The sequence below is a fragment of the Streptomyces pactum genome (assembly GCF_002005225.1).
GTDB classification, from domain to species: Bacteria; Actinomycetota; Actinomycetes; order Streptomycetales; family Streptomycetaceae; genus Streptomyces; species Streptomyces pactum_A.
Genome location: NZ_CP019724.1, coordinates 226,517 through 253,022, shown reverse-complemented (window position 1 = coordinate 253,022; position 26,506 = coordinate 226,517). Strand labels below are relative to the sequence as shown.

Below are 26,506 nucleotides of genomic sequence, written 5' to 3'. Positions count from 1 at the left end.
CACCGTGACGGCGGTGGGAGCAGCCTTCGCCGCCCTTCGGGGCCCACCTGCGCTGACTGAGAGGCGAGGTCAGTACGGGGTCAGCTGCACGAGTCGAACGTGGCGGAGTTGTACCAGAGCTTCTTGAGGTCGCCCTGGTTCCACATCGCGACTTCACCGGCGGCGTTCCGGCGGAAGGCGACCTCGCGGCCCGTGGCGTTCCCGGCCGCGTTCTCTCCGTGGTACGTGAAGTACTCCACGCCTCCACTGCTGGACCCGCTCCAGGGCCCCAGTGCCCCGAAGGTGTTCGGGCCGACGATGCCGTCGCGGGCGAGGCCAAAGCGTGCCTGCCACCGCTTGGTCGCGTACGTGGTGTTCGGCCCGAACCGGCAGTCGATGTCGCTCAGGTCGAAGGGAGTGCCGTTCTGCTCGTAGGACGCGTCAGCCCACAGGATCGCCTGCCACATGGCAGCCAGATTGCTGTGCGCGTGCGACGAGGCCGACACCGGGCCCTCGTCCCCGAAGTCGTCGAAGGGGAGTCCTGCGCCCGTGACGACGCCGGCGGACGGGGAGGCCGCAGCCGGGGTGGCGGACACGGCGAGGCCGCCGAGGGACAGGAAGGCCAGGGTCACAGCGATTGCTCGGCCGCTGCGTAACGACATTCGTTGCCTCCATTTCCGCGCGGCACCGGGACCTCGGTGGGGCCCCTCACCAACCCCGCGCGTCGTCCGGGGACTATATGGGCTCGGGGCACAGAGCGCGTCACACGTCAGGTTGAACCGCGCGTCAACTACGGCGGCAGGAGGGGGCGTCGTACAACCACCGCGGTATGTGTCAGGCCGCCCGCTCAGTCGCGCGGGCAGGCCGTGCCCCATGCCGCCGGAGCACGGGTCCTGCGCGTGGGCGATGCCCTGCCTGAGCCGGAGGCGCCCGCGCGGCGGGTGGTCGGCGTGGATGAGTACGCCACCCGCAAGGGCCGCCACTACGGCACCGTGCTGGTGGACATCGAAACCCGTCGGCCGATCGACCTCTCCCGGGCCGGGAGGCCTCCAGTTTGGCCGCCTGGCTCGTCCAACGACCTGGCGTTGAGGTCGTCTGCCGGGACCCAGCGCGCCGATCGTCGCCGAAGGCGCCGCCGCCGGAGCGCCGCAGACGGTCCAGGTCGCCGACCGGTGGCGCCTCTGGCACAACATGAGCGGAGCCGCCGAACGGAGTGTTGCCCAGCACCGCCGCTGCCTGTGTGTTCCGACGACCGCAGCGTCTCAGTCCGAACCCGAGACTGCTCCGGCCCCGGATGCGTCGGCGTCGCCATGGTCGACAGGTCACCGCTTGCCGAGCCGCTCAGCGGCGAGCACGGCGACGCCCGCCACGGCTAGAGCTGCGCGTCTGTGCATGTGTAACCTTCCGTCCTAGATGGATGGTCACTGCCCGCGATACTGCGATCACGGACGCCAACGCGCTAACAGCGACGCCCGAAAGCGGTATCGATTTCTGGGGCGACGAGTCATCGATGCGCAGGATTGAGCCGTTCTCCGACCGTCACACATCACACACGGAAATCCTGGAACGCCCTCGGAGATGTTCTAGTTGCAGGCGAACGATCAGATCGCCTGCAAGGTACACAGAAGGGATGGGCGGCACATGACGACCAAGGGAGTGCCCCGCACCGGACTCGGACGCCTTACCGTGTCGACGATCACCCCTTACGTTGTAGGAGCCGCCGTCACCGGCGGGGCCTTTCTACTCTTCAAGGACTCCTTCGCGGACGTGATCGCCACCCATTTCACGCTGGACGGGGCAAGCGACGGATTCCACTCTCCGGAAGCCGCATTTGGCCTGTATCTGATGATATTTGGTATTGAAGCCGCGGGTTCCGTCGCCGCGCTCCTTTCGATCAAGGACCCTCGGACAGGAGGTTCAGTGGCAGCTTTCTCCTGGGGTCTGTCTGCCGCAACGGCCTACCTCTTCGTGGTGGTGATGCAGGCCAGTACTGACCTCCAAGGCGGGGCGGCTCAGCTCCCGTCGTACCAGCTCGCCATCGGCGTCGTCGTCGGCCTCGCCGCAGGAGGCGCGGCGTGGCTGATCGGGCGGAGACGCGCGTGAACCGGCCTCCGAGACGCGGCACCGTCGCCGTCTGGCACCGCTCCGTGACATCCGGCTGGATGCTCTCGCGACCGGCGCGGTTGCCACGATCGGCCTACTAGTCATCGCCGTCCTCGTCGGCGCGCACCGGCCCCTGGGCACTCTGGCTGTTGATCGTCCCCGCCGCCTTCCGGGCCACCGGAGCCGTCACCATCACGGTCTCGCCGAGCGGCGTGACCGCGGCTTCCGCGTCGTTCCCTCTCCTGGCCAGGGCCCGCCCGGGCCGAGGTCGGGACGCCTCCAAGCGAAATGCATCAACGGTGGAGGCACCCCCACGTTCAGCACCTTGCCGATGCCCGGGACCATCGCCGTCATGCATTGCGAGGGCGGCACGTACGACGGCGAACTCATCAGCTAGTGCTGCATCAGGCAACGTTCGCCTTGGCCCCGTCCTACGGTGCTGCCGCGGTTGCGATCAGTCGGTTCGTGATCTCCTCGGCGGTCAGCACGAGTGCGAAGCCTTTGCGCAGGACGGCGAGTTCTGGTTCCTGGCGGGACTCGTCGTCGGTGGCCGTGGTGTCGGATCCGAAGATGACCTTGTAGCCGCGTTCGTATGCCTGCCGGGCCGTGGTGCCGCAGCAGTAGTTGGTGAGGGTGCCTGTGACGATGACCGTGTCGCGGCCGAGGTTGCGCAGCATCGTGTCGAGCGGGGTGTCGTAGAACGCGCCGTAGGAGGGCTTGCGGATCAGAGCCTCGTCGGGGCGGCGGTCCATCGGTGCCCATACCTCGGTGGGGCCCGGGCGGCGCCAGTCGGTGTCGGCATGCGGGAGGAAGGACAGGGCGCGCGGCCGATCCAGTCCGAGATGTGTGTCGTCGAAGATGGTCCAGATCACCGGGATCGAGGCGGCTCGGCAGTCCTCGACCAGTTGCCGCAGCCGGGGTGCCATCCGAGTGGCCGCGGGCACCCAGTAGGGGCTCCACCCGGGGCGGACGAATTCGTCCTGCATGTCGATGACCAGCAGCGCCGTGCGCTCGGGCCGTACGTCGAACGATGCCCGGCCGTGCTCGTAGGCGTCACGCGCTCGCGCGGTCACCCATTCCTCGGTATACGTCATCCCCGCCCCTTATATCGATTCGAGGTACCTCGTTTCGATGTGTGAGACTAGCAGCATGCTGGAACTCGCGATCCTGGGATTCCTGGCCGAGGGGCCACTGCACGGCTACCAACTACGGCCCCGGATAGCGCACTTGTCCGGCCATGCCCGTCCGGTCAGCGACGGCAGCCTCTATCCGGCTATCAACCGCCTGGTCAAGGCCGGGCTGCTCGACCGCAGAGCCGAGCCAGGCGCCTCGGCCGTCCAGCGACACACCCTGAGCCTGACCTCCGCCGGCCGCACCGAGCTGCTGCGCCGGCTGCGGGACGCCGACGGCCTGAACATCAGCGACAGCACCCGGTACTTCACGGTCCTGGCCTTTCTCTCCCAGCTTCCCGACCTCGCCGACCAGCACGCGGTCCTTCGCCGGCGACTGGCCTTCCTGGAACAGCCCGCAAGCTTCTTCCGCGATGGCGACCGCCTCCTGGGCGCCGAGGACACCGACGATCCCTATCGACGCGGCATGCTCACCATCGCCCGCACCACCAGCCGCGCGGAACGATCGTGGCTACGGGAACTGCTGGCCTGACGCCGACACGGCGGACCCTCACCCGGATGCTCCCTCTGCCCGCGAGACTGTGCGGGTGGCAGAACCAGTACGCGTCCGAGAGATCGATGATGATGAGGGGCGGCGCCTGCTGTGAATCATCCGCAGGGGCACCGGATCGGTGGTGGCCTGGCGACGGGCCCGGATGGTCCTACTCTCAGCTCAGGGCATGCCCGCGACGAGGATCGCCGAGGTGACGTTCACCAGTGACGACCGGGTGCGGGATGTGATCCATGACTTCAACGCCGACGGCTTCGACTCTCTTCACCTGAAGTACAAGGGCGGCTGATCGAAGACCTCCACGCTGCCCGCGCGCCGTGGAATCAAGAAGATCGCGAAGCGCTCGCCCGATGGAGCTGAACGACTGCCCCTCGCGCCAGCGTCTTCAGATTTCAGTTCGTTGAGCCGGCGAAACCCGTGGTCACGCACCTGTGCCTCCACGATCACATGAGCATCCGTGGGTGGTGCCTTGATCACTTGAGGGTGCCGTCGTTTCTCGATACCCGAGCTTAGGTCTGGCGAGCGTCGGCCATGCGTGGCTGGTTCCCGTCGGTGGCTGGCGCCCGCAGTGCACGCCTTGCCGGCTGGTCGACTGAGAGGGCTATAGTGCTAGGCAACTAGATAAATGGAGGAACCGGTGATTGAGTTCCACCTGAACAGCCGGTCCGGCCTGTCCCCGTACCAGCAACTGGTCCAGCAGGTTCGGCATGCACTGCGCCTGGGCCTGCTGAAGGAGGGGGACCGGCTGCCGACGGTCAAGGACGTGGCGAGGCAGATGGCGGTCAACCCGAACACGGTGCTCAAGGCGTACCGCGAGCTGGAGCACGACGGCCTGGTGGCCGCCCGTCCCGGCGTCGGGACGTTCGTGACCCGGACGCTGGCCGACGGCACGCTCGCCGCGCACGGGCCACTGCGCAAGGACCTGCAGCGCTGGCTGACCAAGGCCCGCCTGGCCGGGCTCGACGACGAGAGCATCGAGGCGCTGTTCTTGAACACGTTTCACAACGCCGCCGGAGAGGACGTAGCGTGAGCGCTGTCTTGCGAGCCCAGGGCCTGGGCAAGAGGTACAAGCAGCGCTGGGCGCTGCGGGACTGCCACCTGGACGTCCCCGAGGGCCGGGTGGTCGGCCTGGTCGGCCCCAACGGCGCCGGCAAGTCGACCTTGTTGAAGCTGGCCTCCGGCATGCTGACTCCGACGGCCGGCACCATCGAGGTATGCGGTGGCCGTCCCGCCGAGGGCGTGGAACAGCTGTCCAAGGTCGGCTTCGTCGCGCAGGACACCCCGATCTACGCCGCGCTGAGCGTCGCCGACCACCTTGACTTAGGTAAGCGCCTCAACCCGAACTGGGACGACACCGTGGCGCGCGACCGGATCCGTCGCCTTGGTCTGGACCCCAAGCAGCGGGCCGGCAAGCTGTCCGGTGGCCAGCGGGCGCAGCTCGCTCTCACCCTGGGCATCGCCAAGCGCCCGGAACTGCTCATCCTGGACGAGCCGGTCGCGGCCCTGGACCCGCTCGCCCGACGGGAGTTCATGCAGGACCTGATGGAGGCCGTAGCCGAGCACGAACTGAGCGTCGTGCTCTCCTCCCACCTGGTCTCCGACGTGGAGCGGACCTGCGACTACGTCATCGTCCTGGTCGACTCCCGGGTACAGGTGGCTGGCGACATCGACGACCTGGTCGCCTGCCACCACCGGCTCACCGGACCGCGCCGGGACCCCGACACACTCCCGACCGGTCAGCACGTCATCACCGCCAGCCACACCGACCGGCAGACCACCCTCCTGGTGCGCACCGACACCGCGGTCCACGATCCGTCCTGGACCGTCAGCCCTCTCGGTCTGGAAGACATCGTCCTGGCCTACATGACCCGGCCCGCCGATGCGGTACGCGACACCCGACCCGCACTGGAGGTACTCCGATGATCTGGCTGACCTGGCGCCAGTTCCGCACCCAGGCCGCCGTGTTGTTCGCCGCCGTGGCTGCCCTCGCCGTCACCCTCGTGGTCACCGGACCGCGGCTGGCCGACCTCTACCGGACGGCCGGCAGCAGCCTGGTGGACCAGGTCTCCAGTTCGGACCAGACCCTCTACTACACCGGACTGCTGGTCGCGCTCGCCGTGCCGGCGGTCATCGGGATGTTCTGGGGCGCGCCGCTGATCTCTCGTGAACTGGAGACCGGCACCCACTACCTCGCGTGGAACCAGGGCGTCACCCGCACCCGCTGGCTGGCGACCAAGCTGGGCCTCGGCGCGGCGGCCTCCATGGCCGCTGCCGGACTGACCAGCCTCGCGGTGAGCTGGTGGAGCAGCCCCATCGACCGGGCCGTCAACGCCGGTGGCGCGACGGACACGTACTTCCCGCGGCTCGACCCCGTGGCCTTCGCCGCACGGGGTGTCGTCCCCATGGCCCATGCCGCCTTCGCCTTCGTCCTGGGCGTCGCCCTCGGTCTGGTCATCCGCCGCACCCTGCCCGCGATGGCCACCACGTTCGCCCTCTACGTCGCCGTCCAGATCGCCGTGCCGACATGGATCCGGTCCCACCTGGCGCCCGCGGACCGGACCACCGTGCCGATCGAGCCCGACGGCGCCCCCATCAGCATCCAGGACGGAGCCAGGCAGATCGTCGCGCACCTCGAAGAATTGCCCGGGGCCTGGGTCACCTCCCAGCAGACGCTGAATGCCGCCGGTCAGCCGACCCCGGTGCCGTCGTCCTTCGCCGACTGCCTGCGCACCGAGTCGGGCCCGCCCGCCCTGCAGCAAGTCGACCGCTGTGTCGCCGACCTCGGCGCCCTCGGCTACCAGCAGCAGGTGACGTACCAGCCCGCCGGCAACTTCTGGACCCTGCAATGGGCCGAGACCGGGCTCTTCCTCGGCCTCGCCCTGGCCCTGACCGGATTCTGCGCCTGGTGGATCCGCCGCCGAGTGACCTGACACCCCGACGCCCACGACGGGAACACCCGCGGGGGTCAGCCGGGACCCGGCTGACCCCCGCGGGGTCGGTAACAGTCCAGTGCCCCGGCCCGAGGCGCGCCTCGGGCGCCCGCTGCCGCCGATCACATGCGCCGGCATCCTGCGGCGGGCGCGGCCCGCGCCGCTTTCCCTGCACGTCTGCTACCACCCTGCTACCATGAACCGGTGACTTCCGCTAAGAAGCAGACGCAGGTCCGGTTGGAAGAGAACACCCTGGAGGCCGGGAAGGCGGCCGCACGCGCCCGCGGGCTGGACTTCAACAAGTACGTGGAGCGGCTCATCATCGAGGACACGACCGGCGCCCGCGCCGCAGGCATGGCCGCGGCCCAGCGGCTCATCGACGAGCACGGCTCGTTCCTCGACGATCTGGATCAGCAGCTCGACGCCCCGTACGCCTCCTCCCAGCCGGATGTCGCCGCGTGATCCTGCATGTCGACGAATCATGGATCCTCGAAGTAGCAGAACGGGCCGGCCACCGCGATCCGGCTGCCGACGACTACGGCGTGCTCATCGCCGCCGTCGCCCGCCATCGTGGTGAGCTGCTCGACACTCCCGTCTACGACGGCCCCTACGCCCGCGCCGCCGCCCTGGTCCACACCCTGGGCCGTTGCCGCTGGCTGGAACGCTCCAACCTCACCGTCGCCTGTGCTGCCGCCGTCATGTACCTCGAGGCGAGCAACATCCCGGTCAGCCCCACCCGCGAGCAGCTCACCGCGCTCGCCCACGAACTGAACAACCCGCGTTGCACCGCCGCCCGCATCGCTTCCTTCCTGCGCACCTGGAAGCCCTGACCTCGGACTGGCGCGGGCCGGAGGGCCCGCGGTCCGAGTCCACGCACGGCCGCGCGGCGGCACGAAGGACCGTGGGGCGCGGCGAGCGGAAGCACCCGGACGCCCGTGCCAAGCTCCCCTGGTTGGGGCTGCAGGGTGTCGCAGAAAGCCGTGGTCAGGCAGGCCGGGGCGGTGTTCGGGCGAGTGATCACGTGGCGAGGGTGAGGTTGTGCATGCGGGCGACGGCCTGGACGGGGTGGTGGAGGCCGTCGCCGCGTTGCCGGCAGTGGCGGAGGATCTCGTAGTTCTTCGTCCGGGAGAAGTTGTGCTCGACGCGGGCGCGGACACAGCCGCTCGACCGCGTTTTGGGAGGCTCGGGCGGGCTCGAGTGCGAGCAGCGGGCCTTGCCGCTGGTTCACCCGGCACACGGTCGTGGGCGGGACGTCGAACAGTGGGGCGAGTTGCCGCATGGTGAGGTTCGTGGGGTAGTAGACGGCCACCAGCAGGACCTGCTCGGCCAGCGGAGCCGCCATGGCCGGCCCCGGCCGCAGCCCTCGTCTCCAGGTTCCCGGGCTGCCTTCGGCTGCCGGCCGAACTGATCGCCCCGCAGTCCGGTGAACGTCTCCGCCCGTACCCGCTCGGCGCTCAACACTCCGCTTATACGACGGAGGTGCCCAGTTCACGGCCTCTTGCAGCACCCTTTGGCGCGCTGAGCGGCGTTGTGCCGACTGGTTGGGTGTCTGCGATCGGCGGTCGTGGCCGCGCGAACGCCTTAAGGGTGGCGGGTGGGGTGGGAGGGGGTGTCAGCTCGTGGCTTGTTTGACGAGTGTGGTGATGCGTTCTTCGGTTTCGGGTGTGATCTGGGTGAGCGCGAAGTTGGTGGGCCACATGGTGCCGTCGTCGAGGTTGGCGTTGTCGCTGAATCCGAGGGTGGCGTAGCGTGCCTTGAATTTTGCGGCGCTCTGGAAGAAGCAGACGAGTTTGCCGTTCAGTGCGTAGGCGGGCATGCCGTACCAGAGTTTGGGTGCGAGGTCGGGGGCGCTGGCGAGGACGATCTTGTGGACGCGTTCGGCGATCACCCGGTCGGTGTCCTGCATGTCGGCGATCTTGGCGAGGACGTCCTGTTCCGCCAGTGCGGCCTTGTCCGCTTGTGAGGCGCGCCGTGCGGCTGCCTTTTGTTCCTTGGCGTGGTCTTTCATCGCGGCGCGTTCTTCGGCCGTGAATCCTTCGTACGTGTTCTTGTCGGTGCTGCTCATGGTTCCTCCGGTGGCCCGTGGTTCAGTCTCGTCTGACCCGGTACGCCTCGACGAGCCCGGTTGCGGGCTTCAGTACAGCACCTGCCGTGCACGTAACCCTTGACGGACACTCGAGGCGGCCTTGAGGCGGGTGCCTGTCGGTTGGGTGCGGCTGGGTCGCGGTGGGGTGGGTGCTGTCGTACGAGGTATTTTCTTATGGCGTGATCGCTCGCTGAACGGTGTCGGACGGATCCCTTTGAGGTTCCGTTGGTGGTGGTGCTGGCGAGCAGGGATACCCGGGGGCTCAGCATCCTGAGCCTGATTCCGGTCACGAGCGCACGTACCCCGTTGCGGGCAGGACCCCTGCCCGAAACCGGTGTTACTCAGACCGCTCGGGGGAATAGCTGCTCGACGGCGGTCACCACCGCGGCACGGCGGGCGGCGGTGGTGGGGTCCGCGGCGTGTGCGGCGGCGGCCTTGCTGAGTTCGGGTTGCGACGCCCAGGTCATGGCGATCTGGTTGACCAGGGCGAGGACGTCGGCCGGGTCCCAGGCGGGGTCGAGCTGTCCAGCCTGCTGCACCTGGCGGAGCTGGTCGATTTTGCGGGCGATCACTGCCTGGTCGGGATCGTCGGCACCGGCTGTGGTGCCCTGCAGTTCGAGGCGGCCCCAGGTGATCAGGCGGTGGTGGTCTGGACGGGCGACGAAGTAGTCGAACAGGCGGCCCGCGTAGCCAGGGAGGTCGGACGGGTCCATCTGGGTGGCCTCGGCGATGACGACATACTCCCGTGCAGCAACAGCGGCATAAAGCGCGTCTTTGCTACGGAAGTAGGCGTAGACGCGTTCTTTGCTGGTCTTGGCGAGCTTGGCGATGCGGTCCACGCGGGCGCCGGCGATGCCGTGGCCGGCGAACTCCTCCATGGCAGCGGCAAGGATGCGCTCGCGCGTGGTGTCGCCGCCGGCGGTGGGCGCTGCGGTCTGGCCGGAGTCGCGGGACTGGGACATAGGCCCAGGATAGAGCACCGAACCGTTCGGTTTGGTAGTCGGGGTGGCCGGCGCGTACAGTCAAACGGAACAGTTCGGTTTGGCCTCTGTGGGTGAAACCGACGAAATACCGAGGGAGTGAACTCATGCAGCACCGCAATCTGGGCTCTCAGGGTCTGCGCGTCTCGGCGCTCGGCCTGGGGACCATGGGCATGTCCATGGCCTACGGCGCCTCGAACGACGACGAGAGCATCGCGACCATCCGCCGCGCCCACGAACTCGGCATCGACTTCTTCGACACCGCCGAGCTGTACGGCGCCGGTACCGGCAGCAACGAAACCCTCCTGGGCAAGGCGGTCCGCGACTTCCGCGACGAGGTGGTCCTCGCCACCAAGTTCGGCTTCGACATGACGACCCAGCCGCTGGGCTCCGGCTTCAACAGCCGCCCCGAGAACATCCGCAAGGTCGCCGAGAACAGCCTGCGCTACCTGCAGAGCGACCACATCGACCTCTTCTACCAGCACATCTCCGACCCCGCCATTCCGGTCGAGGAGGTCGCAGGCGTGGTCGGCGATCTGATCACCGAAGGCAAGGTGAAGTACTTCGGCCTGAGCAACGTCGGCCCCCAGTACATCCGACGCGCCCACGCCGTTACCCCGCTCTCGGTGCTCCAGTACGAGTACTCGCTCTTCGAGCGGGAGGTGGAGGAGGAGATCCTTCCCGTCCTGCGGGAGCTCGGCATCGGCTTGGTGCCCTACTCCCCGCTCGGCCGCGGTTTCCTGACCGGGGCGGTCACGCCCGCGAGTGAATACCCCGCGGACGACATGCGCAGGTGGGACGAGCGCTGGCAGGGCGAGAACTACACTTACAACCTCCGCGCCACCGAACAGCTCAAGGAACTCGCCGCGGCCAAGGGCATCACCACTGCCCAACTCGCGCTGGCCTGGCTCCTCGCCCAGGGTCAGGACGTCGTGCCCATCCCCGGCACCCGCAGTGCCAAGCGTCTCGAGGAGAACGCCGGCGCGGACAGCGTCCAGCTCACTGACGCCGACATGGCCCACATCACCGAGATGCTCCCCCACGGCTCGGCGGGCAGCCGATACCCGGCCGCGACACTGTCCAGCTTCACCACCGACTGATCCCGCCGACGCCACAACGCCTCTCCACCGTTTATGTGGTGAGGCGCCGGTGGCAGATGAGAGCGGCGGCTATGCCGACGAAGGCAAGGAAGTGCTCGGGCTTGCGTTCATAGCGGCGGTGTAGGCGACGGCATCCGCCAAGCCAGGAAACCGTACGTTCAACGACCCATCGATGACGGCCGAGCCGCTGCGAGGGCTCGATGCCCTTGCGGGCGATGCGGTGGGGTATGCCGCGGCTGCGGAGCCATCGTCGCAGGTGCTTGTAGTCATAGTCCTTGTCGGCATGCAGTTTCGCCGGGAGTCTGCGCCGAGGTCCGCGGCGGGAGCGAATGGGCGGGATGCCGCGCACAAGCGGTTCCAGGGCCTGGCTGTCGTGCATGTTGGCTCCGGAGATGCCCAGCGACAGCGGCAGTCCGTTCCGGTCGGTGAGCAGGTGAATGTTCGTTCCTGACTTGCCACGATCGGTCGGGTTCGGTCCCGTCAGCATCCCCCTTTTACTGCACGGATGCTGACCGAATCGATCGCGCACCGCGACCAGGCCAGCTCACCCCGAGCACCGAGTTCATCCAGGACCACGCGGTAGGGCCGGGCCCAGACCGGGTCCCGACTCCACTGTGCGAACCTCCTGTACACCGTCTGCCAGGCCGGACCGAACACCGGCGGGAGCTGCCGCCACGTACAGCCGGAGGTCGCGACGAAGATGATCGCGGCCAGTGCCTCGCGGTCACCGGATCGACGCCGACCCCCGCCCTGTGGACGCTTCACCTCGGCGGGCGGCACCACCCGCCGGAACAGAGCCCACAACTCGTCCGGTACCAAACCGCTCAACAGGAATCGTCATGCCCGGTTCAACGCGCGATCGGGCCATAAGAAGCGAGTCAGTCGTCCGTGGGGTGACTGTTTCTGGGATTTGGGTTTTGGGTGGTGGATGTGTGGGGGGTGTGTGGGTGTCGGGTGTCTTGTTAAGAACCGTCTGTTCGGTATATTTTTTGGGGTCCTGGTGGGCGGGCGCTGGAGGGGGTGTTGGTAATGGGGCGTTGTCTGGATGCGGATGTGGTGGTGGTAGGGGGTGGGCCGGTGGGTCTGTTGGTGGCGGCGGAGTTGGGGGAGCGGGGGGTGCGGACGGTGGTGTTGGAGGCGGGGGTGTGTGTGTCGCGGGGGCCGAGGGCGCGGGTGTTGCATGCGCGGGCGGTGCAGGGGCTGGCGAGGCGGGGGTATGTCGGTGAGTTGGGGCGGTGGGTGGATGCGGGTGGGACGGGGGTGGAGGTGGGGTTTCGGTTCGGTGGGGTGGAGGGGTTGTCGATTGTTGCGCCGGTTTCGGAGCCGGGTCCTGTGTTGAGGTGTCCGCAGGCGGAGTTGGAGTGTGTGTTTGAGGGGCGGGCGCGGGGTGTGGGGGTGCGGGTGTTGCGTGGGGTGCGGGTGAGTGGGGTGGTGCAGGACGGGCGTGGGGTGCGGGTGGTGGGGTGGGGGGCTGGGGGGCGGCGGGTTGAGTGTCGGGCTGGGTTTTTGGTGGCGGCGGACGGGGGGCGTGGCACGGTGGGTGGGTTGGTGGGGGTGGTGTCGGAGAGTTTCGGGGCTACGGCGTCCGGGTTGTCGGCGGTGGTGGGGCGGGAGGTGGTGCGGGATCTGCCGGCGGGCTGGCACCGTACGCCGCGTGGGTGGATCGTGGCGCACGAGATTGCGGGGGTGGGTCTGCATGTGAAGACGCTTGACTGTTCGGGCCCGCATCCTGGTCGTCAGGTGCCGCCGTCGGTGGGGGAGTTGCGTGGTGAGGTTGCTCGGATCGCGGGGCGGGAGATCGAGTTGGGGCGGGTGCGGTGGCTCAGTCGGTTCAGTGATTTTTCGCGGCTGGCTTGTTCGTTTCGGTGGGGGAGGGTTTTTCTGGTGGGGGATGCGGCGCACTTGTGTTTCCCGGTGGGTGCGCAGGGGTTGAGTGTGGGGGTGCAGGATGCGTTGAATTTGGGGTGGAAGTTGGCGTTGGCGGTGCGGGGTCGGGCGGGTGTGGGGTTGCTCGACAGTTATGACCTGGAGCGGCGTCCGGCTGCTCGGCGGGTGATTGGCAGTACGCGGGTGCAGCTTGCGTTGATGCGTCCGGGGTGTGGGGCGGAGTCGTTGCGTGCTGTGTTCGCCGGTCTGGTGGCGGCTGATGGGGGGAGTCGTTTTCTCAGTGATCTGGTCAGTGGTCAGGACACGGTTCTTCCGGGGCGTACCCGGCGGCCTTCGGTGTGGGAGGGGAGGTTTTTGCAGAATGTGGGGCTGGGGGTGGGTGGGGGGTGTGTTGATGTGATCGGGTTGCTGCGGCCGGGTAGGCCGTTGCTGCTGTTGCTGGGTGCGGGGGGCGGCCGGTATGCGCGGGGGGCGCGTGGGTGGGCGGATGTGGTGAGGGTGGTTCGGGCGGGGCCGGTTGCGGAGGTTGGGTGTGAGGCTCTGCTGGTGCGGCCGGACGGTTATATTGCCTGGGCTGCCGCTCCGGGTGGGGACTGTCTTGAGGATGCGTTGGCGCTGTATTTCGGCGGGCGGCTGCGGGGTCCGGGGTCTGGAGGGCGGGTGCGGCTGCGGTGACCGGGGGGCGGGTGTGGTGGCCGGGGTTTGGTGGGGGGTTGGTGGGGTGGGGTGGGGGGGGTGTTTATCTGACGGCGGTTGCCGGCTGGGGCTGGAGTTGGTGCCGGATTTCCTCGTGGACGGTTTCGCCGCGTGATTCGGTCAGGTCCAGGGAGGCGAGTACGGATGGCACGGCGATGCTGGGGAGGAGGTGGCGCAGCAGTGCGGAGGTCTGGAAGCGCAGGTTCTGGTAGTCGGTGGTGGTCTGGGACATGGACTGGACGCCCGCGAATGTGCTGACCATGATGTCGGCGGTGACGGATGGTATGACGTGGGGCAGTAGTTCGCCCTGGGCTTGTGCTTGTTCCAGCAGTTGCCGGCATACGGTGCTCCAGCGCAGGAAGGGGCCGCTGCGGTCGAGGCCTTCGGCGTGCTGGTCCATGGTCAGCCGCACGCCTGCCCGTACCATCGGGTCGGACTGCAGGCGGTAGGCGTGCAGCAGGACGACGTCGGCGAGTTCCTGGACCTTGCAGGCGCGGTCGGGGATGACGAACCGCTGGTCCTGTTCGTGCAGGACGCCCTGGGCGAGCTGTTCCTTCGATTCGAAGTGGAAGTACAGCGCTCCCTTGGTCACGCCTGCGGTGCTGAGGATTTCGGCGATGGTGGCGGCCTGGTAGCCGCGTTCCTCGAAGATCTTTGCCGCTGCTTCGAGGATGTTCCTTCGTGTGCGGATGGCACGGTCTTGTTTCACCACGTGGGGTCCTCCCTTTTCCTGGCGTTGGTTTCGGCGGGCGGAGGCCCGGCCGACCCCACAAAAAAACCGCATAGTTTGTATCTTACATCCGGTGCCGGGCGCGGTCTCAGGACGCGGGTTCGGGCGGCGTGTGGGCCTGGTGCGGCGGAGGGAGGACATCGGTGATTCTCGTGACAGGCGCCACCGGGACCGTCGGGGGGGAGGTCCTGCGCCGGCTGCCCGCGCATCTCGCGGTGCGTGTCATGGCCAGGGACCCCTCGCGGGTGGCGCGTCCGGGTTGCCGGGCCGAGGTGGTGGCCGGTGACTATGGCGATCCGTGCTCGCTGGGGCGCGCTGTCGAGGGGGTGGGCCGCGCGCTGGTCCTCACCAGCCGTGTCGGCGGTGACGACGACGCGCGCTTCGTGGATGCCGCGCGTGCGGCGGGGGTGCGGCATCTGGTCAAGGTGTCCGCGGCGGCCGTCGCGGACAGCGGGGCGGACGATGTCCTCACCCGCTGGCAGCGCAGGAACGAGGACCTGTTGCTGGGTTCCGGTCTGCGGTGGACCGTGCTGCGCCCGCGGTCCTTCATGTCCAACACGCTGTCCTGGGCGGTGTCCATCGCCGGTGAGCAGGTGGTGCGGGGTCTGTACGGCACCTCGCTCAACGCGTGCGTCGACCCGCGCGACGTCGCCGCCGCAGCCGTGTGCGCGCTGACCGAGGACGGGCACGAGGGGCGGATCCATACGCTGACCGGACCGGAGCCGATCAGCGCGGTCGAGCAGACGGCGCAGCTCGGCCGGCTGCTGGGCCGCCCGCTGCGCTTCGAGGAGTTGTCCCCCCGCCGGGCGCGTGTCCTGCTGCGCGAGCGGTATCCCGAGCCGGTCGTCGAGGCGTTGCTGGCCGGTGCGGAACGCCAGCGGGCCGGAGCCAAGGCGGGAGTCGAGGACACGGTCGGGCGGCTGACCGGGCGCGCGGCCCGGTCCTTTCGCACGTGGGCCGGGGATCACCTCGGGGCGTTCGGTGCCGTGCCGGGTGCGGCGGGGGCGGGGCGGTGAGGGCTTGCCCGGAGCCTTCACGGGGTGTGAGGGCTCAGGGGGCGTAGGGGTGGTACGGCGGCCGTCAGGTCCGGTCGCCGCGGTCCCCGCCGCCCTTCCCCGGGCGGCGGCGCACCGCGCCGGACGGTGCGCCGCCGCCGGACGGGGCGCCGTCGGGGACCGGGGCCGCCCCGTCCCGCGGGCGTGCCGGTGCCGTGCCGGGTGTGGCGGGGGCGGGGCGGCGGGGGGCTTGCCCGGAGCCTTCACGGGGTGTGGCGGGCCGGGCAAGGGGGTGCGGGTGCGTGGCCGTCAGGTGCGGTCGCCGCGCGGCCCTGCCGCCCCGGGCAGCGGCACGCCGCCGGACGGCACGCCGCGCCGGACGGTGCGCCGCGTCGGACGGTGCGCCGCGTCGGACGGTACGCCGCGTCGGACGGTGCGCCGCCGCCGGACGGTGCGCCGCCGCCGGACGGTGCGCCGCCGCCGGACGGCATGCCGCGCCGGACGGTGCGCCGTTGTGGCTCGGGGCCGTCCCGTTTCATGGGCTGGCCCGTCCCGCGGGCCGCGGCGGGGGCTGCTCCCCGGGTGCGTGTGGTGTGTCCTGCGGTGTGGCGGTGTGTTGTGGGGTGTGCGGTCAGTCCTGTGGGGCGGCGGTCACGGTCGCGCTGAACACGGGGTGGCCGTCCTGGTGGCCGGTGACCAGGACTGTGTCCGGGTCGCCGGGGGCGGTGCGGGGCAGGTGCAGGGCGTCGATCAGACAGGGCAGGTCCAGCTCCGCGTATTTCGTGAACGCGCATGTGAGGCCGGCCGGCAGGAGGGAGGGTCTGTGCAGGACCGCGGTCGCTGCCTGGCGGGCGGCCTCGAGCAGCACCATGCCCGGAACGTGGTCGACCTGGTGGTCGAAGAGGACCGGGTGCCGGGTGTCCACTCGCAGTTGCCAGCGGTCCGGGTCGCCGGTGGGGGAGAGCACCACGTCGGCGGGTGAGAGGCGTCCCACGCTCTGCGGCGCCACCGGAGCCGTCAGGGGGATCGGACGGTGTCCGGCGCTGAAGACGTGCTCTGGACGCAGCCGGCGGTAGACGGCGGGAGCGAGGGCGGTGAAGGAGATCTGTCCCGTCGCGGCGGGCCGTCCCTCGCGCAGGATCGTCGTCTCGTACCGCAGGCCGGACAGCCGGCGGCCGCGTGTCCTGACCTCCGTGCAGGTGACGTCGAGGTCCAGCGCGGCGGGTGCCCGGCCGGTCCGCACCTGCTCGGGACGGACCGTGAGGGTGAGTTCCTCCATCAGGAACTGGTGGCCGAAGGGGACGCCGAACTCGGCGTGGGCGAGCAGGGCACCGATCTGACGGATCGTTTCAGCGGCGATCAGCGGGTCGTGGTGGACTCCCACGGGGGTGAAGAAGCTGTGGCTGCGCGGCCACTGCGCGGCCATCGCGAAGTGGGTGTCGTCCAGGCGCTTCCAGTCGGTGAGCATGACCTCGGCGACGGCTGCGCGGTGCACCAGTTCCCTGGGGACCGTCGTGGTCAAAGGCCCGTGACGCAGCGCTGCCCGGGAGGCCGGCAGGGCGGTTCCCGCCGGCGCCTGCTCGATCGACGGACCTTCGAACCGGAACGTGCTCGCGGTCATCGCTCCCCCTGAGTGGGATCGGAGATGTGCTGCAGAGGGCATAAAAGTAGAGACCACCCGGTTTGATTTCCAGAGGAACCGCAGCTTCCGCGCAGGTTCGTCCCGGGGCGTCCTGGGGGCGGGACGGGAGAGTTCTGCCGGGCCGGTCCCTTCTCCGGTGTTTGTCCAGCTCATGGCTGACGGGGCCGCCGCAGGGCCGCTGTGCCGCCTCCGGCCGACCGCCCGAGCGTTTCTCGAGCGGTGCTGAGGCGCCTTTGTAGTGCGGTGCCGCACGGTGGCCGGGGTGGAGAGGAGCCGACATGGGTGAACCCGGCGTCATGGGGCCCGCGTTGCGCATAGAACGCGGCCGGGCCGACGCGGACGAACTGGCCGCGCTGACCGTCGTGCTGTGCTCGGTTGTGGCCGGGCGGGCGGCGGACGGCGCACCGGAGCCCCCCGCCCCCGCCCCTGCGCCTGCGCCGTGGCGGCGGGCGGACCGGACCGGCTCGGCCTACCGCTCGCCGTACTGCTGGCGGTAACGCCCCACCGCCCAACCGGCCACCGCCCAACGGTCGGCCGGCCACCGGCCACCGGGCCACCGGCAACCGCCCAACTGGCTACCGGCTACCGGGCCACCGCCCAACGGTCGGCCGGCCACCGGCTACCGGGCCACCGGCCAACCGGCCACCGCCCAACGGTCGGCCGGCCACCGGCCAACCGGCCACCGCCCAACGGCCGGCCGGCTACCGGCCACCGGCTACCGGCTACCGGCTACCGGGTCACCGGCTACCGGGCCGCCGGCCGCCCGGGCGGTGGCCGGGCGGGCGGCACTTACCAGGGCTTTTTCATGCGTGGGCCACACAACCCCCTTATAAACCGCATAGACGGTTTGTTAGCCTGGGGTTCCGTGCCGGCCGCGTTCAGGAGGGAGGAGGCAGCGTGACAGTCCTCAATGACGTCGCTCAGGTGTCCGCGCGTCTGTCGGGCGGCCGCGGGTGCGTGGCCGAACTGCGCGGGATCCGGGCGCGGGCGCTGGCCGGGCCGGGTGGGGAGGCGACGGCGGCGCAGCATGCCAGGGGCAAGCTGACGGCGCGGGAGCGTATCGGGCTGCTGTTGGACCCGGAGTCCTTTTGTGAGGTCGGGCAGCTGCGCCGGCACCGGGCCACCGGGTTCGGCCTGGAGGCCAAAAGGCCGTACACCGACGGTGTCGTCACCGGCTGGGGCACGGTGGAGGGCCGTACGGTCTTCGTCTACGCGCACGACTTCCGGATCTTCGGCGGGGCGCTGGGCGAGGCCCACGCCGCGAAGATCCACAAGATCATGGATATGGCCATCGCGGCGGGTGCGCCGCTGGTCTCCCTCAACGACGGTGCCGGCGCGCGGATCCAGGAGGGTGTCTGCGCGCTGGCCGGGTACGGCGGCATCTTCCAGCGCAACACCCGGGCGTCCGGGGTCATCCCGCAGATCAGCGTGATGCTCGGCCCGTGCGCGGGCGGCGCCGCCTACAGTCCCGCCCTCACGGACTTCGTGTTCATGGTCCGCGACACCTCGCAGATGTTCATCACCGGCCCGGACGTGGTCAGGGCCGTCACCGGCGAGGAGGTCACCCACAACGGCCTCGGCGGCGCCGGCGTGCACGCCGAGACGTCCGGCGTCTGCCACTTCGCCTACGACGACGAGGAGACCTGCCTCGCCGAGGTCCGCTACCTCCTGTCCCTCCTCCCGCCGAACAACCGGCAGTTCCCGCCGCGCGTGCGGTGTGCCGATCCGCACACCCGCCGTTCGAAGGTGCTGGCGGACCTGGTGCCGGCGGACGGCAGCCGCCCCTACGACATGGCCAGGGTCGTCGAGGAACTCGTCGACGACGGCGAGTACCTGGAGGTCCACGAGCGCTGGGCGCGCAACATCATCTGCGCCCTGGCCCGGCTGGACGGCCAGGTCGTCGGCATCGTCGCCAACCAGCCGCAGGTCCTGGCCGGTGTCCTGGACATCGGGGCCAGCGAGAAGGCCGCACGGTTCGTCCAGATGTGCGACGCCTTCAACATCGCGCTCATCACCCTCCTGGACGTACCCGGGTTCCTGCCGGGTGTGGACCAGGAGCACGGCGGGATCATCCGCCACGGCGCCAAGCTGCTCTACGCCTACTGCAACGCGAGCGTGCCCCGGATCTCGCTCGTCCTGCGCAAGGCGTACGGGGGCGCCTACATCGTCATGGACAGCCAGTCCATCGGCGCCGACCTCACCTACGCCTGGCCCGCCAACGAGATCGCCGTGATGGGCGCCGAGGGCGCGGCCGACGTCGTCTTCCGCCGTCAGATCGCCGACGCCGAGGACCCCGAAGCCATGCGGGCGCGCATGGTCAAGGAGTACAGGGCCGAGCTGATGCACCCCTACTACGCGGCCGAGCGCGGTCTGGTCGACGACGTCATCGACCCCGCCGAGACCCGCGAGGTGCTCGTCAGATCCCTGGCGATGCTCCAGGCCAAGAACGCCGACCTGCCCTCCCGCAAGCACGGCAACCCGCCGCAGTAACGGAGCATTCCCCATGGTCAAACAGGAGCGAGCGCGGCGTACCCGCGAGGCGCTGATCAAGTCGGCCGCCACGGTCTTCGACCGCGACGGCTTCAGCGTGGCCTCTCTCACGGCGATCAGCTCGCTGGCCGGAGTGAGCAACGGCGCGCTCCACTTCCACTTCGCGAGCAAGGCGGCTCTGGCCGACTCGGTGGAAGAGGCCGCGGCGCAGCGGCTGGAGCGCATCGTCACGGCCCCGGAGGGCGCGGCCGGCAACGCCCTGCAGATGCTGGTGGACACCTCGCACGAGCTGGCCCGCCGGCTCACCGAGGACGTGGTGCTGCGCGCCGGGTTCGAGCTGAGCCGGGACCAGGTCCGCCGAAGGGGGCCCGGCCTGTACCGCCAGTGGCACCGGTGGGTCGAGGGGGCGCTGAAGCGCGCCGCCGGCGAGGGCGTGCTCAACCAGGTCACGCCCGAGGACGCGGCGGCCTCCGTGGTGGCGGCGACCACCGGCTTCGAGGTGCTGGGCCCGCAGGACCCGCAATGGCTCTCGCACCAGACGGTCACCAGGTTCTGGCAACTGCTGCTGCCGCGGCTGGCCGAGGCCTCCGCCCTCGGCGGTCTCGTGGCGGCCGGCAGCCGCCCCCGGTGAGGACGACAGGCCACACCGGCACCCGCAGAGGGGAGACGGCCCGAAGGGAGAGCATAACAGACCACGCGGTCTGATAAGCGGGTTGATTATCCTTTTTGTCTCCACCTACTTGAGCGTGCGGGCACCACGGCGGCGCCCGGCCGCACGGCTCCCCGCACGCCGCCCCGCTCCGTGCGCCGGCCCGCCGCCGCACCCGCACCCCGGCCGCCCGGGGGTCAACGGCGCCCATCCGCCGGGGTTCCGGGCCTCCCGCCGCCCTCGTCCGGACGAGGCCGCCACCAGCGGCGGGGCAACGCGTGCGAGTCTGCACATCTCCTCCCCATTGACAAACCGACTGTGCTGTTTTTTTAATCGTGTTCTAGCCGGAGTCGTCGAGCGCCGTCCAGGCGCACCAGCGACGGCCCTCGCGGTAGGGATCCGTATGCAACCCGGCATGGAACAAAAAGGGGGAAAAGACAGTGGACATCGAAGTTCTGGGCGCCCTGTCAGTACGCGAGCACGGCACCTCGATCACACCGACGGCCCCGAAGCCGCGGCAGGTGCTGGCACTGCTCGCGCTGCAGGCCGACCGCGTGGTCCAGGTCTCTTCCCTGATCGAGGAGTTGTGGGACGACGAGCCGCCGCGCAGTGCACGCACCACCCTGCAGACCTACGTGCTCCAGTTGCGGGAGCTCATCGGCGAGGCGCTGGCCAAGTCCGGCGAGGAAGACGTCACCGCCAAGGACATCCTGGTCACCCTCCCCGGCGGCTACCGCCTGGACACCCGGGGCGGCCGGGTCGATTTCCGTGAGTTCGAGCAGCAGGCCGGAGCGGGCTACCGGGCCATGGACGCCGAGGACTTCACCAGCGCCGCACGGCGGCTGCGGGAGGCGCTGTCGCTGTGGACCGGCTCCGCGCTCGCCGACGTGACCGCCGGCAGCCGCATCGGCCTCGAGGTCAAGCGCCTGGAGGAGACCCGGCTGTGCGCGCTGGACCAGCGCATCGAGGCCGATCTGCGGCTCGGCCGCCACCGCGAGCTGCTGTCCGAACTGACCGTCCTCGTCAACCGGCACCAGATGCACGAGAGCCTGCACGGCCAGTTCATGGTGGCCCTGCACCGCTCCGGCCGGCGCGGCGAGGCGCTCAGCGTCTACCAGCGGCTGCGCACCACCCTCGTACGCGAGCTGGGCCTGGAGCCGTCGGCGATGATGAGCCGGCTGCAGCGCTCCATCCTGACGGCCGCCCCGGAGACCGCCGGGACCCGCAGCCCGGAGGCCACCGGCCGGACCGTGGCCCGGGTGGGCTGACCCCGCCCCCGCGCCCGGCCGCCGCGTCCGCGCCCGGCCGCCGCGCCCGCGTCCGCGCCCGGCTGCCGGGACCGCGCCCGGCCCCGCGTCCGCGGCCGGCCCCGCGCCCGCGGCCGGCCGCCGGGCCGTGCCGGCCGTGCCCCCGGCCCGGGGGCGGGCGGGCTCGTGTACCCGGGATGCCCGCGCAGGTGCCAAGCGGCCGTGAGGCCCTCTGCGCAGCTCGCCGCCGGCGGCCTGCCCGCCCGGCTGCCCCCGTTCCGGTACCACCGCATCGGCTTTCCCGGCCGCTACGCCTTCACCCGGCCGGCCGGCCGTGCCGGGGCGGCGGCAGCCGCGCGACCCGCACCGCGCGCGTCCCGGTGCGGCAGGCGGCCGCAGGCCTGGCCGGCCTCGACCGGGACGGTGCCGGCCTCGCGGTCCGGGGCGACGGACTTCGCCACCGGTGACCGGGACGAGCACGGCGGGCAGGACGGGCCCCGCCCGGCCGGCGGACCCCGGGCAGCAGGCGCGCCACCGCTCGCGTCGGCCGCTGCGCGGCGGCCCCGCCGGTATGCGGCAGGTGTGGTCGCGCACGATCACGCCCCTCACCCGGCCTCGGGCGCGCCGCGGGAGAACCGGTACCCGGCGAAGCCGGCGACACGGACGTATCCCAGGCGCTGGTAGAGGGCGTTGCTGGTGGGGTTGTCCGGGTCCGTGAACAGGACGACGCCCGTCGCCCCCGCGGCCAGCGCGGCCCTGCTCGCCTCGGCCGTCACGGCTCCCGCGTAGCCGCGGCCGCGGAGGCGGGCGGGAGTGTAGACGGGGTCCACCCGGACCATGCCGCCGACGACCGGCGTCGAGGCCGCCATCGAGACAGGGGTGCCCTCCGGCGTCCGCCAGAACGTGAAGTGCCGGTCGCCGAAACGCGATTCCTCCCAGGAGCCGGCATCGATCACGTCGATGGAGGACTGCTCCCCGACGTCGGCGCAGAACTCACGGCACCAGCGCACCACGTGCGCACGGTCCTCACCGCCCGCGGGGCGCCCCTGGCCCGGCGGGCGCGGCTGCGGCGGGGTGAGCGTGCCGAGACGGTACAGATGCGTCCGCCAGAAGAGTGCCGGCGCCGCGCCCGTGGCCCGCTGCCAGGACCGGGCGAAGGCACCGGCGGTGTCGTGGTCCGCGATGACGGTGGCGGGAAAGTGGCCGAGGCCGGCCAGGTGAGCGGCGAGGGTATCGCTCTGCTCGGCACTCAGGGGCGTGAGGCCCAGGCGTCCGCGGGAAGTGAGACAGAAGATCGCGCGGACCTCGCCCCGTGACTGCAGTCGGCCGAAAACGGCGGCGGCTTCGGCGCCGGGATCGGCCGCCTTGCGTCGGCGCAGCTTCTCGATGTCTGTCAGCGGCGTGTTGTGCAGCGCGGCGCGCGAGCACAGGAAGTCCCCGGCCCGGGCCAGGAAGTCGTCGACGTCTTGGGTGAGGTGCCAGTCATCCGGGAGCATGCTTCATGATCCCGGATGGCCCGGGCCCGGGGATTTTACCCAACGACTGTCAGCCACCCGACCGACTGCCCCCGTTCAGCCGCCGGCCCGTGAGCGAGGCGGGGAAACACCGCCTTCCGGGGGCGCGGCGTACCTGGCCGCCTCCGCAGTGGCGTCCTGGACGTCAGCCGGGGCGGGCCGGCCCGGGACCGGACGCCGGTGCGGCGCGCCTGCGACACGCACCTCGCCTCTCGCGGTCGAGCACCCCGGGAAAAAGAGCCCGCCGGCGCGCAAGGACGGCGGCACGCTCGTCACGCAGGCCGTGCTGTGCGCCGTACCCGGGCACGTTCTTGACGCTGCGCGACCAGCACATCCGGATGCCGGCTGTCCGCGTCGGGCCACCGCGGACACGCATACGGCTCATCGCCGCCCGCCCCGCCGGCCGCACTATGATGCGGCCCCGGGCCTGCAGAATCCTTGGAGAAGACGCATGAGCGATGTGGGCATCGGCACCGGCAATGTGGTCGTGAACAGGGCGATGTCGCTGGACGGGTTCATCGCCGGTCCCGGCCACGCGATGGACTGGATCGCCGAGTACCTGACCGCGGATACGTTCCCGGAGGTTATGGCGGCCACGGGCGCCATGCTCGTCGGCCGGGGCACGTACGAGGTCGCCAAGCGGATGGCCGACCAGGACACCGCCTACGACGGGGGAGCACAGTTCGTCCTCACCCACGAGCCTCCCGACGAGCCGGACCCCGCCGTCACGTTCCTCACCTGCGACATCGAGGAAGCCGTTGCCACAGCACGCAGCGCCGCGGGCGGCAGGAACCTGGAGATCCTCGGTGCTGACACGGCCGCCCAGTGCCTGCGGCGCGGGCTCGTCGACGAGATCCTGGTGTATGTACTGCCGGTACTGCTCGGCGACGGTGTCCGCTTCTCGCCCCCGAGCCTCGGCAGGATCGACCTGGAACCGTTCAGCACCACCCAGTCGGGCGCCGTCACGATGCTCCGCTTCCGCGTGCGTAAGTAGGCGCAGCCCTCCAGGAGCCGACACCGCCGGCACCGGAACGCGCCGACACCGCCCGGGGCGACGGCGGCTGCGCCAGCGTCAGCAGGCGTGCAGGTCACGGGCGAGGGCGGGGTGGTCGGGCGGGTCGCTGTCGCCCAGGACGAAGCCGCGCAGCGGCCCGAAGCGGCGGTTCGACGGAGTCGGCCCAGGACGCGTGGGCCGGGGTGAAGCACGGCTCGGTCTGGTGCCGGGCGGACCAGGTGCGGATCGTCGCGGTTTGTTGCCGGACCAGTTGTCGGGGATGACGCAGAGGGGGGCGCCATCGGGCCGGGCGGCGCGGATGCTCTGCACCCGGTGGAGGGCTGAGGCAGTCGGCGAGCTTGCGCAGACTCCAGTGGGTCAACGGCATTGCGCATCACCGGAAACCGAGATCACCACACCCCCACCCGGCCGACGTCCGCGGTCAACGCACCAGCCGCTCCGGCCCCCGTGACCCGGACCGGCGACCGAGGACCGGGGAGCAGGGACCGGGGACCTGGGGCCTGGGACCGGAAAAGCGTGCGAGACGATTTCCATGAACGGCTCCATCGGTGATCCGAACCCGGCCGCCCGGAAATGGAAGGCTCAATTCCCGGCTATCGCACCCATCGCGGTGCGCGTGAATGACGGGATCGGCTCGAGTGCGGCTCCAGCGTTTTTCCGGAACCCTGGAGCTTATACCGCGCGGCGTTCGCGATGGCAGGAGCACGGCGGCCTCTGGCGGCCAGGAACGGGGGCGCCATCAGTTCCGGGAAACCGGTCTCGATACCGCGCCGGTGCCAGGCGGAGACGAGTTCCATGGCCGTGATCGAATCCAGGACGTGACCCGCCCCCTCGTCGCGGCCCGCCAGGGGCACGGGCCCGTCCTGCTCGGCGCAGCGGGCGGCCATGAGCCGCAGCAACTGCCGCAGCAGCGGGTCCGCGCCCGGCGGCGGCACCTGCCCGTCACCCCGCCCGGTACTTTCGGTGCCCCCCACGGCACGGAAATCCACAGGGTGGAGCGAGCCGCAAAAGACGATCGACGGCATTCATTTCGCAACGGCCGGCCGCACGTCACAGACCTGTCAGGAACAACGGGACGCGACGGCGCAACAAAACGGCTCAAAGATTCCTCGACCACTTCCGAGAGCGGGGTCGTGGCGGGATACGGCACGCCTCGTGCATACGTCGCGGGGTAAGGACACCGGGCCCCCGCCTGGCGCAATATCGACGAGCCTCGGGCGCCGATTCGCACACCGGCTCGGAAGACGAGTCCAGCCGTCGAGGTACAGGGAGGGAAACCATGAAGATTCGTGTTCTGGGTCCACTGAGTGCCGACGTCAACGGGATGTCGATCGTTCCGACGGCCGGGAAACCGCGCCAGATCCTGGCCCTGCTCGCCCTCTACCCGGGCAGAGTCATGCCCGTGCCCACGCTGATGGAGGAGATCTGGGGCACCGAACTGCCCCAGAGCGCCCTCACCACGCTGCAGACCTACATACTCCAGCTGCGGCGCCGGCTCGGTACCGCCATGGGGCCCGGCGCCCCCGGCACCGCCAAGGACGTGCTCGCCACCCGGCACGGCGGCTACCTGCTGCAGATACCGGCCGACGCGGTCGACGTCCACGAGTACGAGCGCCTCGTCCTCGAGGGCCAGCAGGCCTTCGAGGACGGCGACGACCAGCGGTCCGCCCACGCCTACCGCAAGGCGCTGAGCCTGTGGCAGGGGCCCGCCCTGGTCGACGTACCCGTCGGCCCGGTCCTGGAGATAGAGGCGATGCGGCTGGAGGAGAGCCGGCTTGTCACGCGGGAGCGCCGCATCGACGCCGACCTCAGGATCGGCCGGCACGCCGAGGTCACCGCCGAACTGATGGACCTGACCGCCCGGCACCCCGAGCACGAGGGACTGCACTCGCAGGCCATGGTGGCGCTGTACCGCTCCGGTCGGCAGGCCGGAGCGCTTGACGTCTACCACCGGCTGCGCCGCCGCCTGGTCGACGAGCTGGGTGTGGAGCCCTCACCGCAGTTGCAGCGACTGCACCAGGCGATCCTCGCCGTCGACCCTCAGTTGGACCTGGCGTCCGGGCCCCGGCGCAGCTCCACCTTCGACCTGTACGCGGCCTGACACCGCGGCCTGGCACGCGGCCTGGCACCGCGGCCTGGCACCGCGGCCTGGCACCGCGGGCTGGCACCGCGGCCCGGCCCGCCGGCCGTCAGCCCGCCGGGCCGATGTCCTTCAGCAGGGCGCGCTCCAGCGCGGTCAGGGGCAGGTCGGGGCGCAGGCGTTCGGGATGGCCCGGCGCAGGCGCGTCCACCAGGCGGGTGTCGGCCCGGGCCGTCTCGCCCGCGAGCTGGACGGCGCCGACAGCGACCAGGCACTGCCAGACGTCGGCCACCAGGGCACGGGTGAACCGCCGCACGCGCCGGGCGAACGTCATCAGGCCTCCTTCGGACCGCGGATCGGCATCCCGTCCCGGCCAGGCTGGGCGGGCTCGCTCGAGAACCGCCCGACGTCCCCTCGAGCCCGGGTCGAGCGGACTGACGGCCGACCCCCGGGGCGCGCGGGGGCCCGGGGGCCTGAGCCGAGCGGACCGGGCGAGCCGGCGGCCGACGCCAGGCGGCCCGCGGCGAGGCACTGGCGGCGACGCCCGGGGCCCAATACCCACCCGGGGGCTTGAGGGCTTGAGGGCTTGAGGGTTTGGGGGCTCGGGGGCTCGGGGGCTCGGGTCGAGCGGGCCGACGCCGGGACGCGGGCCGGGCGGGCGGATCCGGCCGCGCCCCGAGTCGGCACACCGCGCCCCGGACGG

At 70.6% G+C, this 26,506-nt stretch carries 26 protein-coding genes and 2 pseudogenes; 17 read left to right on the top strand and 11 right to left on the bottom strand.

What is annotated here, in order from left to right:
• Positions 1-80: 80 nt before the first annotated feature.
• On the bottom strand, positions 81-641 hold the full coding sequence (locus B1H29_RS37880; protein ID WP_063787552.1) for a peptidoglycan-binding domain-containing protein: 561 nt from the start codon (positions 639-641) through the stop codon (positions 81-83).
• A 979-nt stretch (positions 642-1,620) separates the two neighbouring features.
• On the opposite strand from B1H29_RS37880, the gene B1H29_RS01000 reads away from it, so the two are divergent.
• Positions 1,621-2,082, top strand: coding sequence for a hypothetical protein (locus B1H29_RS01000; protein WP_159027751.1), 462 nt, complete (start codon positions 1,621-1,623; stop codon positions 2,080-2,082).
• Positions 2,083-2,513: 431 nt separating this feature from the next.
• Here B1H29_RS01000 and B1H29_RS00990 read toward each other — a convergent pair whose 3' ends face one another.
• The gene (locus B1H29_RS00990) at positions 2,514-3,176 is read right to left on the bottom strand and encodes a cysteine hydrolase family protein (RefSeq protein WP_055421572.1); all 663 of its coding nucleotides are present in this window, start codon (positions 3,174-3,176) and stop codon (positions 2,514-2,516) included.
• A gap of 55 nt (positions 3,177-3,231) precedes the next feature.
• Between B1H29_RS00990 and B1H29_RS00985 the strand changes: the two genes are divergently transcribed.
• From B1H29_RS00985 to B1H29_RS00955, 7 genes and pseudogenes are all read left to right on the top strand, one after another.
• On the top strand, positions 3,232-3,744 hold the full coding sequence (locus B1H29_RS00985; protein ID WP_055421573.1) for a PadR family transcriptional regulator: 513 nt from the start codon (positions 3,232-3,234) through the stop codon (positions 3,742-3,744).
• A gap of 115 nt (positions 3,745-3,859) precedes the next feature.
• Positions 3,860-4,111: pseudogene (locus B1H29_RS39975) on the top strand (helix-turn-helix domain-containing protein); the annotation flags it as partial.
• Between the two features lie 276 nt (positions 4,112-4,387).
• A complete protein-coding gene (locus B1H29_RS00975) occupies positions 4,388-4,792 on the top strand; it encodes a GntR family transcriptional regulator (protein ID WP_055421574.1) in 405 nt (134 codons plus the stop codon).
• Positions 4,789-5,685 (top strand): ABC transporter ATP-binding protein, encoded by an 897-nt coding sequence (locus tag B1H29_RS00970; RefSeq protein WP_055421575.1) that lies wholly within the window; start codon positions 4,789-4,791, stop codon positions 5,683-5,685. The genes B1H29_RS00975 and B1H29_RS00970 overlap by 4 nt, the downstream gene beginning before the upstream one ends.
• A complete protein-coding gene (locus B1H29_RS00965) occupies positions 5,682-6,692 on the top strand; it encodes a transporter (protein ID WP_055421576.1) in 1,011 nt (336 codons plus the stop codon). Before B1H29_RS00970 ends, B1H29_RS00965 begins: the two co-directional genes overlap by 4 nt.
• Before the next feature lie 204 nt (positions 6,693-6,896).
• Positions 6,897-7,154, top strand: coding sequence for a hypothetical protein (locus B1H29_RS00960; RefSeq protein WP_234393180.1), 258 nt, complete (start codon positions 6,897-6,899; stop codon positions 7,152-7,154).
• Positions 7,151-7,522: a hypothetical protein gene (locus B1H29_RS00955; RefSeq protein ID WP_055421577.1), complete on the top strand. Its 372-nt coding sequence runs from the start codon at positions 7,151-7,153 to the stop codon at positions 7,520-7,522. The genes B1H29_RS00960 and B1H29_RS00955 overlap by 4 nt, the downstream gene beginning before the upstream one ends.
• Before the next feature lie 187 nt (positions 7,523-7,709).
• Here B1H29_RS00955 and B1H29_RS40110 read toward each other — a convergent pair.
• The 3 genes and pseudogenes from B1H29_RS40110 to B1H29_RS00940 form a co-directional block, all read right to left on the bottom strand.
• Positions 7,710-8,162, bottom strand: a pseudogene (locus tag B1H29_RS40110) (transposase family protein).
• Between the two features lie 142 nt (positions 8,163-8,304).
• Positions 8,305-8,757: an iron chaperone gene (locus B1H29_RS00945; RefSeq protein ID WP_055421578.1), complete on the bottom strand. Its 453-nt coding sequence runs from the start codon at positions 8,755-8,757 to the stop codon at positions 8,305-8,307.
• 362 nt (positions 8,758-9,119) lie between these two features.
• A complete protein-coding gene (locus B1H29_RS00940; protein ID WP_055421579.1) occupies positions 9,120-9,740 on the bottom strand; it encodes a TetR family transcriptional regulator in 621 nt (206 codons plus the stop codon).
• 125 nt (positions 9,741-9,865) lie between these two features.
• Here B1H29_RS00940 and B1H29_RS00935 point away from each other — a divergent pair, with 125 nt between their 5' ends.
• Entirely contained in the window at positions 9,866-10,858 is a 993-nt protein-coding gene (locus tag B1H29_RS00935; RefSeq protein ID WP_055421580.1) for an aldo/keto reductase, read from the top strand.
• 31 nt (positions 10,859-10,889) lie between these two features.
• On the opposite strand, the gene B1H29_RS36985 is transcribed toward B1H29_RS00935, so the two are convergent.
• Positions 10,890-11,689, bottom strand: a protein-coding gene (locus B1H29_RS36985) for an IS5 family transposase (protein WP_107095385.1) whose coding sequence is annotated in 2 segments (ribosomal slippage) — positions 10,890-11,344 and positions 11,344-11,689 — 801 coding nt in all. Because the reading frame shifts where the segments join, the coding sequence is not laid out codon by codon here.
• 198 nt (positions 11,690-11,887) lie between these two features.
• Between B1H29_RS36985 and B1H29_RS00920 the strand changes: the two genes are divergently transcribed.
• Positions 11,888-13,420, top strand: a complete 1,533-nt coding sequence (locus B1H29_RS00920; RefSeq protein WP_079159928.1) for an FAD-dependent monooxygenase — start codon at positions 11,888-11,890, stop codon at positions 13,418-13,420.
• Positions 13,421-13,484: 64 nt separating this feature from the next.
• Here B1H29_RS00920 and B1H29_RS00915 read toward each other — a convergent pair whose 3' ends face one another.
• Positions 13,485-14,153, bottom strand: coding sequence for a ScbR family autoregulator-binding transcription factor (locus tag B1H29_RS00915; protein ID WP_079159927.1), 669 nt, complete (start codon positions 14,151-14,153; stop codon positions 13,485-13,487).
• A gap of 161 nt (positions 14,154-14,314) precedes the next feature.
• Between B1H29_RS00915 and B1H29_RS00910 the strand changes: the two genes are divergently transcribed.
• On the top strand, positions 14,315-15,187 hold the full coding sequence (locus B1H29_RS00910) for an NAD(P)H-binding protein (protein WP_055422406.1): 873 nt from the start codon (positions 14,315-14,317) through the stop codon (positions 15,185-15,187).
• Between the two features lie 610 nt (positions 15,188-15,797).
• Here the strand turns inward: B1H29_RS00910 and B1H29_RS00900 are convergent.
• A complete protein-coding gene (locus B1H29_RS00900; protein ID WP_055422189.1) occupies positions 15,798-16,787 on the bottom strand; it encodes a ScbA/BarX family gamma-butyrolactone biosynthesis protein in 990 nt (329 codons plus the stop codon).
• 299 nt (positions 16,788-17,086) lie between these two features.
• Here B1H29_RS00900 and B1H29_RS00895 point away from each other — a divergent pair, with 299 nt between their 5' ends.
• The 4 genes from B1H29_RS00895 to B1H29_RS00875 all read left to right on the top strand — a co-directional run bounded on the left by B1H29_RS00895 (position 17,087) and on the right by B1H29_RS00875 (position 21,215).
• Positions 17,087-17,305, top strand: coding sequence for an acyl-CoA carboxylase subunit epsilon (locus B1H29_RS00895; RefSeq protein WP_055422190.1), 219 nt, complete (start codon positions 17,087-17,089; stop codon positions 17,303-17,305).
• A 400-nt stretch (positions 17,306-17,705) separates the two neighbouring features.
• On the top strand, positions 17,706-19,298 hold the full coding sequence (locus B1H29_RS00885) for an acyl-CoA carboxylase subunit beta (RefSeq protein WP_055422191.1): 1,593 nt from the start codon (positions 17,706-17,708) through the stop codon (positions 19,296-19,298).
• A gap of 13 nt (positions 19,299-19,311) precedes the next feature.
• The gene (locus B1H29_RS00880) at positions 19,312-19,929 is read left to right on the top strand and encodes a ScbR family autoregulator-binding transcription factor (RefSeq protein WP_055422192.1); all 618 of its coding nucleotides are present in this window, start codon (positions 19,312-19,314) and stop codon (positions 19,927-19,929) included.
• Positions 19,930-20,387: 458 nt separating this feature from the next.
• A complete protein-coding gene (locus B1H29_RS00875; protein ID WP_055422193.1) occupies positions 20,388-21,215 on the top strand; it encodes an AfsR/SARP family transcriptional regulator in 828 nt (275 codons plus the stop codon).
• Positions 21,216-21,799: 584 nt separating this feature from the next.
• Here the strand turns inward: B1H29_RS00875 and B1H29_RS00870 are convergent.
• Complete coding sequence (locus B1H29_RS00870) at positions 21,800-22,690, bottom strand: GNAT family N-acetyltransferase (protein ID WP_055422194.1); 891 nt, start codon at positions 22,688-22,690, stop codon at positions 21,800-21,802.
• A 469-nt stretch (positions 22,691-23,159) separates the two neighbouring features.
• Here B1H29_RS00870 and B1H29_RS00865 point away from each other — a divergent pair, with 469 nt between their 5' ends.
• The gene (locus B1H29_RS00865; RefSeq protein WP_055422195.1) at positions 23,160-23,702 is read left to right on the top strand and encodes a dihydrofolate reductase family protein; all 543 of its coding nucleotides are present in this window, start codon (positions 23,160-23,162) and stop codon (positions 23,700-23,702) included.
• Positions 23,703-24,316: 614 nt separating this feature from the next.
• Here the strand turns inward: B1H29_RS00865 and B1H29_RS00860 are convergent.
• Positions 24,317-24,697: a hypothetical protein gene (locus B1H29_RS00860; protein ID WP_159027750.1), complete on the bottom strand. Its 381-nt coding sequence runs from the start codon at positions 24,695-24,697 to the stop codon at positions 24,317-24,319.
• 305 nt (positions 24,698-25,002) lie between these two features.
• Between B1H29_RS00860 and B1H29_RS00855 the strand changes: the two genes are divergently transcribed.
• Positions 25,003-25,824: an AfsR/SARP family transcriptional regulator gene (locus tag B1H29_RS00855; RefSeq protein WP_055422197.1), complete on the top strand. Its 822-nt coding sequence runs from the start codon at positions 25,003-25,005 to the stop codon at positions 25,822-25,824.
• Positions 25,825-25,912: 88 nt separating this feature from the next.
• On the opposite strand, the gene B1H29_RS00850 is transcribed toward B1H29_RS00855, so the two are convergent.
• Positions 25,913-26,137: a DUF6059 family protein gene (locus B1H29_RS00850; protein ID WP_055422198.1), complete on the bottom strand. Its 225-nt coding sequence runs from the start codon at positions 26,135-26,137 to the stop codon at positions 25,913-25,915.
• Positions 26,138-26,506: the final 369 nt, after the last annotated feature.